Annotated in this window: 9 protein-coding genes and 2 pseudogenes; 6 read left to right on the top strand and 5 right to left on the bottom strand. The window is 57.4% G+C overall.

Annotation, left to right across the window (positions count from 1 at the left end; all coding sequences use genetic code 11):
- Positions 1–361 precede the first annotated feature (361 nt).
- Positions 362–658, top strand: a complete 297-nt coding sequence (locus tag EOC06_RS42005; RefSeq protein WP_245469409.1) for a hypothetical protein — start codon at positions 362–364, stop codon at positions 656–658.
- 108 nt (positions 659–766) lie between these two features.
- Here the strand turns inward: EOC06_RS42005 and EOC06_RS08740 are convergent, their stop codons facing one another.
- From EOC06_RS08740 to EOC06_RS08725, 4 genes are all read right to left on the bottom strand, one after another.
- Positions 767–1048 carry a tyrosine-type recombinase/integrase gene (locus tag EOC06_RS08740; RefSeq protein WP_245469408.1) on the bottom strand — a complete coding sequence of 94 codons (282 nt, stop codon included), beginning with the start codon at positions 1046–1048 and terminating at the stop codon, positions 767–769.
- A gap of 279 nt (positions 1049–1327) precedes the next feature.
- Entirely contained in the window at positions 1328–3409 is a 2082-nt protein-coding gene (gene virD4, locus EOC06_RS08735) for a type IV secretion system ATPase VirD4 (RefSeq protein ID WP_245330020.1), read from the bottom strand.
- A gap of 37 nt (positions 3410–3446) precedes the next feature.
- On the bottom strand, positions 3447–4907 hold the full coding sequence (locus tag EOC06_RS08730) for an effector protein (protein WP_095488488.1): 1461 nt from the start codon (positions 4905–4907) through the stop codon (positions 3447–3449).
- 110 nt (positions 4908–5017) lie between these two features.
- Positions 5018–6556 (bottom strand): hypothetical protein, encoded by a 1539-nt coding sequence (locus tag EOC06_RS08725; RefSeq protein ID WP_206073005.1) that lies wholly within the window; start codon positions 6554–6556, stop codon positions 5018–5020.
- A 605-nt stretch (positions 6557–7161) separates the two neighbouring features.
- Here EOC06_RS08725 and EOC06_RS08720 point away from each other — a divergent pair.
- Both EOC06_RS08720 and EOC06_RS08715 read left to right on the top strand, forming a co-directional pair.
- A pseudogene (locus EOC06_RS08720) lies at positions 7162–8182 on the top strand (IS110 family transposase).
- A 189-nt stretch (positions 8183–8371) separates the two neighbouring features.
- A pseudogene (locus tag EOC06_RS08715) lies at positions 8372–9573 on the top strand (IS3 family transposase).
- A gap of 114 nt (positions 9574–9687) precedes the next feature.
- Here the strand turns inward: EOC06_RS08715 and EOC06_RS08710 are convergent.
- A complete protein-coding gene (locus tag EOC06_RS08710; protein ID WP_128307514.1) occupies positions 9688–9957 on the bottom strand; it encodes a hypothetical protein in 270 nt (89 codons plus the stop codon).
- 234 nt (positions 9958–10191) lie between these two features.
- On the opposite strand from EOC06_RS08710, the gene queC reads away from it, so the two are divergent.
- Genes queC through queE form a run of 3 tightly spaced genes read left to right on the top strand, consistent with a single transcriptional unit; the run spans position 10192 to position 11977 of the window.
- Positions 10192–10890 carry a 7-cyano-7-deazaguanine synthase QueC gene (queC, locus tag EOC06_RS08705; RefSeq protein ID WP_063170389.1) on the top strand — a complete coding sequence of 233 codons (699 nt, stop codon included), beginning with the start codon at positions 10192–10194 and terminating at the stop codon, positions 10888–10890.
- The gene (queD, locus tag EOC06_RS08700) at positions 10890–11246 is read left to right on the top strand and encodes a 6-carboxytetrahydropterin synthase QueD (protein WP_063169374.1); all 357 of its coding nucleotides are present in this window, start codon (positions 10890–10892) and stop codon (positions 11244–11246) included. Before queC ends, queD begins: the two co-directional genes overlap by 1 nt.
- 5 nt (positions 11247–11251) lie before the next feature.
- On the top strand, positions 11252–11977 hold the full coding sequence (gene queE / locus EOC06_RS08695; protein WP_164752747.1) for a 7-carboxy-7-deazaguanine synthase QueE: 726 nt from the start codon (positions 11252–11254) through the stop codon (positions 11975–11977).
- Positions 11978–12318 lie beyond the last annotated feature (341 nt).

The following is a 12318-nucleotide window of genomic DNA, read 5'->3' as shown; positions in this document are numbered from 1 at the left end:
CAAGCCGGCACGTTGCGGGCTTTCGTCCGCTACGTTGGGCGCGCTCAGCTCGATGACTGCAAACGTTCCGTGTCTGGACTTGGATGCAGACTGCAAACAAACCTCCCGCGAGAATCATCACGAGAGTGTTGCGGCCTTCACCGGATCGCGAAACATGGGGTCAGGTTGGCGCTTACGCCGAACTCGCGGATCGGAACAACGCTCCGCTTCGCGGTCCCGCCTATGCCGCCATCTTCAGCCTGCTGTTCGGGCTTGGTCTGCGCGTCGGCGAGGTTGCGCGCCTGCGCTGGCGGGATGTCGATCGCAATCGTGATGTCCTCACCATTCGCGAGACGAAGTTTTCAAGTCGAGGCTCATTCCCATGGGACCGCAACTGGCACAGCGACTTTATGCGTTCATGGCGCTGCGATCGCGGCACCTGGTTTCGGTTGCGGCCGACACACCGCTGTTTTCTTTCATGAAAGGTCGGCCTGTGAACCCGGGCATGATCAGCATCATCTTCCGCTCGCTGTCCGATCAGCTGGACATCGCGATCCCGCCAGGAGGAACGCCGGCTCACGTGCATGATCTACGGCACAACTCCGAGTGCCGGATTATTCCGAGTGACGGCCGGGAGGCCAAAGAGTGCGGGCGATCTGTGGCTGTTGAGTCGGCATAATCAGAGGCTCTTCAGGAATGCAAGGAGATGGTCGTGGCTTGTAGCGGCCCAACCGGATGTCGGACGCGTCGTCTTCGCCAGAGCTTGCTCCTTGAGCTTCATGTCGGCCTAAAGATAGATGGGGGTGGTTTCGACCGACTCGTGGCCCAGCCACAGAGCAATGACCGAGCGGTCGACGCCGTGCTGGAGCAGGTCCATTGCCAGGGTATGCCTCAGCACATGCGGCGTTACGTGCTTGCTGGCCAGCGATGGGCAGTGGCGACGTGCGACGGCGAGGTGCTTGTTCAGCAGGTATTGAAGTGCGTCGTGACTCAATGACGTGCCGCTTATCGTCGGGAAGGCAGGATCGGCGCTCCGCCCGCGTCGCTCGGCAAGCCAGGCACGCAGCACCGTGACCGCAGTTGTTATCCGACAATTGGAATAGAACCATTTCGCCGGCTCTCCGGCTCTCCTGTGAAATGTTGTTACTACACCCGACATCGTTGGCCCGGAAACTCCACCTTCCGGCGGTCCAAAGAATGGCATCGGAGCAATATTCCCGGAATTTCCGGCCCGCGCTGATCCAAAGACGGGGAGCACCGCAGGACGTGAACATAACGAACTTACAAACGCCGGATCAACGAGGCGCAAATCATTTGTATTCGAGTTTTCGAGTTGATTAACGATGACTCATCGCGTTTGGGCACCGTTCTCGCATGAACTATGGCCGATGTTGCGCTCCTGCAAGGCGATGATCCGATCAAGTAGCTCGCGCTGGGGGCTCAGGGCGTGGTCTTCTTCCGGCTCCGGCACAGGCTGGGCCGCCGGAGGGGCTTGAACACCCTTAAGGCCATCATCTTCGCCTTCCTTCTCCACCCATTGCTTGTCTATAGACTCATGTACCAGCCTATGTTTGGACCTCTCGTCCAAGGCTGCTTCGTCTGCCCTGTGCTCGAGCCGGTACTCTTCCGAACAGTGGTCGGCGACATCGTAATATTTTTCGGCCTGACCGACATCGACGTCATCCGTAGCGAAATGATTCGCTTGGCCCACTCCGAAAGCATGATCGGCCGCGCCGCCAGCGTCGCCTGCCTGGTGCCGCTCGTGCGCGAATGGCGGCGGGGGCTCAGGGGGCGCTCCGCAGTGTCCGATCGGCTCCGGCTCCGGCAAAGGGCCGGTCTGGCTCTCGAAGATGCGGCTCAGGGTGCGGTCCGAGTAATATTTCACCTTATGAATGAGCATTGGCGGCCGCCCCTTTATGAGAACGATCTCGCTGTTCTCATCGATAAGGCGGACCTGTTCCGGTCGTAGCAGGTTGGCTCCCTGCTCCGAGAACTGGATGTTGGCGTCCAACATACGGCTCTGGCTGAAGGACTTCGACTTTGCCCGGAAGGTATAGTCGCCGATTGACTTTGAAATATAGGCCGGCGTCTCGTCGTCGGCCGTTGCCATGAAGACCTGCACGCCGGTGTTGCTGAGGAAATTTTCCTTGCCCGACTGTTCATAGGCACCCGTCAAGGCCGACAGGCTCTGGATGATGAACATGAATCGGCCCTTGTAGCCGGCAATGGTGGTGACGGCCGTCTCGACTGCCTCCAGCTTGCCGAGATGCTTGAACTCGTCGAGCAGAAACAGGACCTCGAATATCTCATCCTTGGTTGGCATGGTCCGCTGCATTACCGACACGACCTGTTGGAAGAAAAGGCGAACTAGCGGCGCGATCACCTCAAGGTCGTTCGGGCTTACGCAAAGATAGATTGTCGTCGGGTCGCGGCGCAGATCATAGATAGAGAAGTCGGATGTCGTGGTCGCTGCCTTGATCAGCGGGTCCGCCCAAAGGTTGAGGCCGCCGTCGCTCAGCACAGAAGTGTAGGAGGTAAGAATCTTGGTGTCGTTACCGGCCATGTTGTCGAAGATGCGCCGCGCCTCTGAGCTCTGGCACTCCTCTGCCAGTTGAGCGAAAAGCTTGTACTTTTCTCCTGGCAGCGTGAACAGGTCATAAACCGCGCCGATCGATGGCGTGCCGCGCTCGATGCAAGCCAGAATGCCGGCGACGAAAAGATCGCGTGCGCCGTCGATAAAGCCTTCCGACCCCTTGCCCTTGGGCGCGATCAGGTTGTGAGCAAGACGTCGTGCTTCGCTGAATTGCCGCTCCGGCGGCATCGAGACTATGTCGAGGACTGGATTGTAGCTGTGTGTGCGGGCGGCCCGGTCCATCGGGGCGAACTTGAAGATTCGGTCACCACGGGCTTTTCGCGCGCGAGAGGTTAGTTCGAACAACTCCCCCTTGACGTCGAGCGCCAGCACCGAGCCGTTGAAGGTCAGCAGTGTGGGAATAACAACACCGACGCCCTTCCCGGCGCGAGTCGGCGCCACCACCAGGCTATGTGGCTGCTCACCATTACTTAGATATTGCCCGGGCAAGCGCGGACCTATTGTCTTACCGAAGATCGGTCCAGAAACCCTTTGGTAGGACATGATATAACCGGCCTTTTTCATTTCGCTGAAGCGGGCCCAGCGGGCTGTGCCATGGTGCTGTGGCTTGAACACGACGATAGCCAGAATGAACAAAGTGACGGCGACGGTGAAGCCGGTGATCAGTAATCCATGGTAGAACACTGGCCTCACATCGCCGTTGTAGAAGGGCGTTTCGTACCAGAAAGCAAGGATGTCGAAGCCCTGGATAGCTTGGGACGTGACGCCATGTTGGAAGTTGGCATAGGCGCTCGCTAGGAACAGGCCCGCGACCAGCGAGAACGCCCCACCGAGCAGAACCGTACCCGTCTTCTGGCGTGAGTCCACGGCTCAATTATCCCCGTCCAATACAGGCTACAGTGCGCGTTTCGAGGCCTGCTCTCTCGGCTGCTTCATCACGGCGTTTCGCTGCTTCAATCATAGCCATTCGCCTGTCATTGGATGATTCGCTATTCGAGGCCTGCGGCTCTACCTGGGCTCGCTCTACAACCATCCTAATTCTTGTGAGGTTGTCGTTGGAACTTTCCTTCGATGACGCATTTTCGTCCGTACCGTTGCTTGCGGTATGCTCGGCTCTCGCAGTAGCGACAATCCGACTCCCGAGTCTTGTTGTTTCGCGAGTGGCCTTTGCCTTGATCAGATCACCATTGCCTTCAGGTTGCGCTACTGCGCACCCGAGTTGCACCGTCATGCTGTGAGACGGCAGTTTTGGCGTGACCACGACATTCTTCCACGCTTCTTTATGGTGGGATGCTTCTTCGGCGCCCATTTCGCGAGCCTTACTCTCGTCGCTGGTGAGGTTTTTCAGGTCCGTCCTAAGCTTCAATCCAAGAATTTTTTTTGATACGACCTTCGTACCATTGGAAAAATACCTAGTCTCGCTTTTGTATATTTTGCCAAACGTATGCTTGGCCCCGGTTAGCTGATTTGTCTTATCATCAAATGTAGCCGACCTTTTGTTCAGCAACTTTCGATGTAATATAATGTTACGGCCCACCTCGTTTCCATGAACATCCAAGAGAGATTTGTACGACTTGCTACCGAAGAGACTCTTTATCTCCGTCTCTTTGGTTTTCCCATCTCTGGATTTTGTCGAATATTTCCGAAATCCACTCGTCTTACGTCCTACCAGTTCAAGATTACCATCCTCGTCCCTTTCGAAAACCTCTGTTTTGGAGCCTTTCCTGCGGGTCAGGATGCGATATTTCTTGTTGTCGGGACCACTTTGGTACGGGGCACTCATTTCCTCTGAAATGGCGCGGAAAATCCTACCGTCCCGCAAACGGTTCGTGAAGTAGCTTGTGCGGATCAGATTGCCGGTTTCATCGCGTTCCCATCGTTCGCGGAAACTCCCGTCGTTGCGCTCGCGGCTTAGAGAGTGAAGGTCACCCTTAGCGTCAAACTCGTAACTCTTCTTTTTCCGCCAACCCTCCCTCTCAAGTCGGCCGATGTAAACACTTCCTGAGTCGGCGTCGCGTTTTAGGACTTCCGTCGTCCTATTGACAATGCCACTCTTGCGGGTGCGCTCGCCACTCTTGTGGATTCTCAGCCTCTTGTTGCCTAGCAACTTATAGCCGACCTCTCCGCGATAGCCCTCTTCGACATTGTCAAAGATGTCCATCTCTTTGGCATATCGCTTTTGCTTGCTTGGTCGCTCAAGCTCACGCTGTATTCCGCGCGCCTGTTGTGCCGTCTCCAGCGCTCGAGAACGCTGCTCTTCTTCACGCTTGGCTGCGCGTGCTTGCTTATAGAGTGGATCCCGCAATTTAACCGGCTTCTTTCCAATATCTACCATGTACGTTACCTTCCTTCAAGGAATGTCGACTGCCAGCGACACAAAGGGAGAAGAATTTGCCCGGCTCATTCTCAACAGCGCCTGAGCCGGCCCATGAGGATTGCCCGAGTTCAACGGCTGTTGACGGCGTCACGTATTCTATCGTGACGCGCCTCATACCTGCTGCCTGGCGGAGGCTGCGGGCTCGCCATGTCTATGACTTCGCCGAAGTCGGGCCCGCGACGCCGCAGGAGGCTGTCAGTTACGCAATTCGGAATATCCACTTGTTTACCCTCGTTCTTCTGCTGAGTAGATCTCTGCAGTGTGTGAGCTAGAGACGTAAATGACGGTTTCGTATATATTCCGCCTCTATTGGTTTTTCCGTCATCTGCGTAGAAGATCTTATCTGGATTGTAGGTTTCCATTATGGATGAACCATCTGGAAGCTCAATCGAATCACCTTCAATAAGGGACCCATCTACCTCCACAAGGACACGAGAATCGGAGGCATATTTATCGAGCATCCTATCCCAGTCAGGCTTGAATTTACCCCATTGCGGGTTGATCCCGCACTCGTTGCAAACCTCGTTGAAGTATTCCGGATACCGACTCGCAACAAAATCCGCCGTGGCGAACGTATTGCCCTCAGGCATTCTGATGATCATCCGGTGCTCCATCGCATCCATGGAGGGATTTTGCTGGACGGCCCTCGCGGCAGGGTCGGTGGGTAGTTCCTTTACAACCTCGCTGATCGGAAAGTACGTCGTGTCAATCTTTACGTAGGCACGATGCGTATTCCGGTTATAGCCTCGGTTTTCACCGACATAGTCCCGCAAACGGTAGGTGGCTTGATCTTCACCCAGCGTGCTCTCGATACAGTCGATGGTTTGGTAGCCGTGAAGTTTCGACTTTAGCCAAATCTGGCCCCCGAGTTCGGCCTCCAATTCCCAAGCGGTAAACTGCTCGTAATCATCATTCGGAAGCCGCGAAAATCCCTTTATCTTGCCGTCCGTCCTTCGATGCAGGATGTCAGGTGCTTGCTCGCCGCTTGCGTAGGGATTCTTATGAGCAAAGTCGCGCCTTCTATTCCCGGCTGGGGTTTTATAGATCTGCTCCTCGCCCTCCAGTTTATAGACTGGAACCTTTTCCGGCCTTCCGTCCTTGAATACCGTTTTGCCGTTTTGATCTTTCTTAATGCCTTCGCCGCTTTGGTAGAGCTCGTTGTCGCGCTCTGCGGTGAGCCCTAGTGATGTTGTTATGTTCCTGAACTCATAGTCCTTATAGTCTTTTGTTGTATATCGACCGTCGGGAGCTGTTATGGCGCGCCATAGGCCGTTCTTAGTATAATAGTTGTCGTTGTACCTTATGTAAACAAGCTCGTTATCAATCTCTTTAGCTGTTTTGCCACCTATCCCGTTAAGAGCCTGAAATTCTGTTCCCTTGAAGAAGGTATAAACGTTTTTCTCTGGATCGTCCTCTGAAGCCTCCGGATCCACGGGCACTACATGAATGCCGTACTTTGCAAGTTTAACGTCTTGAACTCCAATCAACATACTCTCGTCCGATGGGAGCCTAGCGGCCTTTGCACGCAGACGGGTTGCCAGCTTAAGAGCTGCCAGTCGTTGAGCAGAGGCGTCGACCTCGGCCTCCATTTCGTCGTTGTCGCCCACAGAAACAATCCTTCCGCATCTTATTGCATGTATGTCACGTTATGTTGTTTTGTTTTCATCCCGGGCCTTAACTGCTCTTTTCATTGCGATAAGGCGGCGCTCTCGATCAGCCATGAACAATTCCGGATTGTCCATAGGAGGGTATTCGTCCGAATTCGTACTTGTATTATTCATCTCCGCAGGCAATTCGCCGCTTCTAGTGCGTGGCTTTGATGATGTTAGCTTCATGGGTAAAGCGTTACCTTTCGCGTTGCGCATCTGTCTTCCGTCTATCTATTTTCAATAGGATTGAGCATGTACTTTGAATGGTCAACCTAAAGTGTGTTACGTCTGAAAAATCAGGAATGCCGTTTTGAAGTGCCAAGGCTGGGCTGGACGCACTTGTCGGAGTTTCCGTTGAAGCACGCGGGCAGCACCGCCTGACCTTGCCCCTCTGATCTAATCCGGTTTGAAGTTCGTTCTGGCCCATCGAGAGGACCAGGACATGAAACGCAGCCGCTTCTCTGAAGAGATGGGGTATTCGGTTCAGCTCCCTGAACGTCTGGCCCTTTTCGGATCATGACGTTTGTCTGATGCTCAGAGCCGACTTGGCAGAGGAGATTGGCATGAGCGTTTATGCAGGACTGGATACTTCACTCGACGCGGTAGCTATTTGCGTTATCGCCGAGACCGGCGAGATGCTGTGGCAGGGGAAGGTGCTCGGTGACCCGGATGCTGTGACGGCTGCACTTCAGCGATGGCGGGACGATCTAGTTCGCGTTGGCTTAGAAGCCGGTGCGACATCGGAGTGGATCGGCGGGCACCTGGTCGACGAGGGCTTCCCTGTCGTGTGTCTCGAGAGTCGACATGTCAAAGCGGCTCTGGGCGCGATGACGGTGAAGACGGACCGGAATGATGCGCAGGGAATTGCACAGATTGTGCGCACAGGTTGGTTCAAGGCAGTTCATCTGAAGTCCGCTGCCGGCCAGAGGCTGCGCACGCTCACCGCCGCGCGCAAGGCTGCCGTCAGGGCGGTCACTGCCAACGAGCAGGTCATCCGAGGCTTGTCGCGTCCCCTGGGGCTAAAGATTGGCGCCGTCACGCGCGTTCGTTTCGAGGCAAGGGTCCGACAGCTGGTCGGAGCGAATCGGCTGTTGCTGGGTATCTTTGAACCGCTCTTGCGGATGCACAGGTGTCTGCGCGAGAACCTGGCGGATCTGCACCGGCTCGTCCTGAGAGCGGTTCGAGTGGATCCCATCTGCCGTCGCCTCATGACCATGCCTGGCATAGGACCCGTCACCGCGCTCACCTACAGGGCAACGATCGATGATCCCAAGCGCTTCCGCCGATCCAGGTCGGTCGGTGCGTATCTCGGCCTCACACCGCGAAGATACCAGTCTGGAGAAGTCGACAGGATCGGTCGCATTACCAAAGTGGGTGACAGTGAGACGCGAACGGCCTTGTTCGAGGCGGCCAACGTCATCCTGCGCCCGACGACCCGATGGTCGAGCATGAAGGCCTGGGCAATGAAGATTGCCAATCGACAGGGTGCCCGACGTGCGAAGGTCGCCCTGGCCAGACGAATGGCAGTCACCCCTTCACCGCATGTGGGTTGACGAACAGGATTTCCGTTGGTCAGCAGCTTAGGCTGAGCTGTCCACGGAATAGCGAGCGCTCGATGCAGGGCGCGATCCGGACGAGTTCGCATGATCTGTCGTCGCCGGTTCCCGAGCACGCTGAAGAGCTTTGAACCGATCGGACCCACGGACACCATCATGCCGGCGGCTGCGTGCCGACCGCGAACAGAAGCAAAGAACCTGCATCGAACGCCACGTCTTGACTGGAGGACACCGAATACAGAAGCAGATCATCGGAATTTTGAAGGAACATGAGGCCGGGGTATCGGTTGCCGATCTGTGCCGCAAGCACGGGGTCAGCGACGCCTCGATCTACAACTGGAAGGCCCGCTTCGGCGGGATGGATGTCACCGAGGCTCGGCGACCTGAAGGCTCTGGAGGACGAGAACACGCGCCTGAAGCCGCTTCTGGCCGACGCCATGCTCGACAATGCCGCGTTGAAGGATCTTGTGGGAAAGAAATGGTGACGCCCGCCGCCAAGCGGAAAGCTGTCGCTCGCCTGAAGGAAGGCTTCGGGATGAGCGAACGGCGGGCGTGTAAAGCCATCGGCTGTTGCCGCATGACGGTTCGCTACCAGACCAGCAGGCCGGACGACCGGGAGGTTCGCGAGCGGATGAAGGCGATCGCGCAGGAGCGTCGCCGGTTCGGCTACCGGCGTCTTCTCGTGATGCTGAGGCGGGAGGGCCTGGTCGTGAACCACAAGAAGCTGTTCCGGCTCTATCGGGAGGAGAAGCTCGCCGTTCGCCGCCGTGGCGGCCGCAAGCGGGCGATCGGGACCAGGGCGCCGATGCTGGTGCCGCTGAGGCCCGACGAGCGCTGGTCGCTCGACTTCGTATCGGACCAGCTCACCGACGGGCGCCGCTTCCGCATCCTGGCCGTCGTCGACGACTGCACGAGACAGTGCCCGGCACTCATCGTTGATACGTCTCTCTCGGGCATGCGGGTTGCCCGCGAATTGGACCGGCTCATCACCAGCGCGGCCGGCCCAGGATGATCGTCAGCGACAATGGCAGCGAGTTCACCTCGAACGCCATCCTCTCCTGGGCGGATCAGAACCGCGTCGAATGGCATTACATTGCGCCCGGCAAGCCGATGCAGAATGGCTTCATCGAGAGCTTCAACGGCCGACTGCGCGATGAACTGCTCAACGAGACGCTGTTCACTCGCTGGCTCAGGCGCGCGTAGCCATCGCCCTGTGGCACGCCGACTACAACACCGCGCGGCCGCACTCCCCCCTGGCAGACCCCGGCCAAGTTCGCCAGCACCTTCAATCCGCGACGGTCGCTCGCGCTGCGCTATGCCAAAGGCTCCGCGCTAGCGCCCGTCGCTTCACCCGCCCAGCAGGGCACAACCCACGCCGGAAACGAACTCAAAACTGCTGGGGCAACGTCAGTCCCATAGAGCCTTGATGGTTATCTCGGCCTTTGCTCGCAGCAGCGCCTTAGGTTGGGCGAAGGCGTTCTCAATTGAAGTCGGGACTGTAGGGCGGCAGGTAGAGCAGGCTCGCCTGCGGCCTCAATCGCGCCGCGCAGGGTTCTCCAGGCGGATGTCGCCAATGTCAAATTTGCTGGCATCCATGTCGCCCTCGCTTTCTGGTTCGAGATCGGAAAATTGCCGAATAATCAGCACATCAACCTGCGCCTGAAGGAGCTCACTGCCACTTTCGGCTGGCGGGGTGTGCCGCCCCACAAATAGAATATCAATTGTCGTGCCAACCGCACAAGCGAAGGCCAGAAAGCCAACATGTGTTCTGCGGCTTAGAGTCAGCCGATGTCGGCCGAACATCACCTTGTCTCGAAGTCGACGATCCGACAGCAGGTTGCGAAAGTTGGCGCGATGCGAAACAAACTGCTGAAGCGCTCAACTTTTATTGATCACGCGTGTTGGACGCGACGCACTCCCGTTCCAATCGAGCTGAGCGCAAATTCTCCCGGTTCACAAAACTGAGTCGCTGGAGTAGTGGGGGCGCAGAGAAATCTCCGGTCGCAGCCTTACCCGGTCAAAACAAGGATACCAATGATGAAGACTCTCGCCGTCTGCTCTGGCGGATTGGACTCCGTTTCCCTTGCTCACATGGTGGCAGCGGAGCACGAACTCACCGGCCTTCTATCTTTCGACTATGGCCAACGGCACAGGAAGGAATTGGGCTTCGCCGCTCTTTGCGCGCAGCGACTGAAGGTCCCGCACCAGATCATCGACATCGGCGAAATTGGCCGTGGCCTTTCCGGCTCAGCGCTGACTAGCAGTATCGACGTGCCGGACGGCCACTACGCCGAAGACACGATGAAGATTACGGTGGTGCCGAACCGCAATGCCATCATGTTGGCAATCGCCTTCGGTCTCGCCGCCGCCCACAGCGCCGAAGCGGTGGCGGCGGCCGTGCATGGTGGGGACCATTTCATCTATCCCGATTGCCGTCCGGCCTTCATTGAAGCTTTCCAGACAATGCAAGACCGCGCGCTCGACGGCTATGCGCAGATACGCCTCTATGCACCGTATGTGAATCTCGGAAAAGCTGACATTGTTGCGGATGGCGCAAGATACGGCACCCCGTTTGCTGAGACCTGGTCCTGTTACAAGGGCGGCGTGCGTCACTGCGGACGATGCGGGACCTGCGTCGAGCGGCGCGAAGCGTTCCATCTCGCCGGGCACGCTGATCCCACCGACTACGAGGACGCCGATTTCTGGCTTGAGGCGCTGCGCAGGAGGCGCGCGTAATGTTCCACATCAGCAAGGAATTCCACTTCTCGGCCTCGCATCAGCTCACCTCCTTGCCTCCCAACCATCAATGCGCGCGCCTGCACGGGCATAACTATGTCGTCGTAGTGGAGCTGTCGGCCAAGGAACTGGACGCCCACGGCTTCGTGCGCGACTATCACGATCTGGCGCCGCTCAAACGCTACATTGACGAGAGCTTCGACCATCGGCACCTCAACGACGTGCTGGGACATGAGAAGGTCACGGCGGAATGCCTGGCCAGACATTTCTATGAATGGTGCAAGGCACGTCTGCCGCAGACCGCGGCCGTGCGCGTTAGCGAAACACCGAAAACTTGGGCGGAATACCGTCCGTGACCGACATGCATCCCGCAATCCGTGTGAGCGAGATATTCGGGCCGACTATCCAAGGCGAGGGCGTGCTCATCGGCTTGCCGACGGTGTTCATCAGAACCGGCGGATGTGATTATCGCTGTTCATGGTGCGACAGCCTTCACGCGGTGGACAATCAGTATCGCCATGAATGGCTACCGATGCCGATCGATGCCGTGTGGCAAACCGTCCATGCGCTTTCCGGCGGCAGGCCGGTTATGGTCTCCTTGTCAGGCGGCAACCCGGCCATTCAGCCGTTCGGTCCCCTCATAGAACGAGGCCATCGCGAGGGCTATCGTTTTGCACTGGAAACGCAGGGTTCCGTGGTGAGGGAGTGGTTTGCGGATCTTGACGTGCTGACCCTTAGCCCAAAGCCGCCATCCAGCGAGATGACGACCCGTTGGGCTGCGTTTGATGCATGCCTCGAAGCGGCGCAAGAGAAGCCGCAAATCGTGCTCAAGCTCGTCGTTTTCGACGAGAGTGACTATGCCTACGCCAAAGAAGTCGCGGCGAGATATCCGCACCTTCCGATCTATCTGCAACCCGGCAATCACACGCCGCCGCGCCCTGGCAGTGAAGACGCCTCTGTCGACTTGGACGGAATAATGATGCGAATGGAATGGCTTGTCGAAAGGGTGACTAGCGACAGGTGGTTCGAAGCCCGCGTGTTGCCGCAGCTGCACGTTCTGCTTTGGGGTAACAAGAGGGCGGTCTAGTCTGCGGTTTGCGTCGCACCGGAAGGCCGGGCTCCGACGGCTTGGCAGGCTCTCTTCGCGTGCCGAGTACAGCCGAGCTTTGTTCGCGTCAGCGGTCTCGCGATTGTGCGGCTGGAAACCGCCCGGACCCCCCGCTGCCGGCGTGTGCCACCTTGACTCCGATGAGCTGTCGTCACGCAAAGTTGAAATCCGCAAGAACTGGCCTTCTCGCCCCACCTGCCGTCGCAAGCACGTCACCCCCTCATCCTTGTCCAGCTCTTATCGATGTATCTCATTGTCCGGCCTGACGCACGACTGTCAGCATGGGAATGCATCCATTGCGCAAATGCCTTCCATAAAGA

It is taken from the genome of Mesorhizobium sp. M7A.F.Ca.MR.362.00.0.0, from assembly GCF_004023175.1.
Taxonomy (GTDB): domain Bacteria; phylum Pseudomonadota; class Alphaproteobacteria; order Rhizobiales; family Rhizobiaceae; genus Mesorhizobium.
This window is presented reverse-complemented; position numbering and strand designations above follow the sequence as displayed.

Bases quoted from the DNA above. Each gene is read 5' to 3' on its own strand.
- EOC06_RS08730 (WP_095488488.1), bottom strand. From the start codon at position 4,907: ATGGTAGATATTGGAAAGAAGCCGGTTAAATTGCGGGATCCACTCTAT.
- EOC06_RS08710 (WP_128307514.1), bottom strand. From the start codon at position 9,957: ATGTTCGGCCGACATCGGCTGACTCTAAGCCGCAGAACACATGTTGGC.
- queD (WP_063169374.1), top strand. From the start codon at position 10,890: ATGTTCCACATCAGCAAGGAATTCCACTTCTCGGCCTCGCATCAGCTC.
- EOC06_RS42005 (WP_245469409.1), top strand. From the start codon at position 362: ATGGGACCGCAACTGGCACAGCGACTTTATGCGTTCATGGCGCTGCGA.
- queC (WP_063170389.1), top strand. From the start codon at position 10,192: ATGAAGACTCTCGCCGTCTGCTCTGGCGGATTGGACTCCGTTTCCCTT.
- queE (WP_164752747.1), top strand. From the start codon at position 11,252: ATGCATCCCGCAATCCGTGTGAGCGAGATATTCGGGCCGACTATCCAA.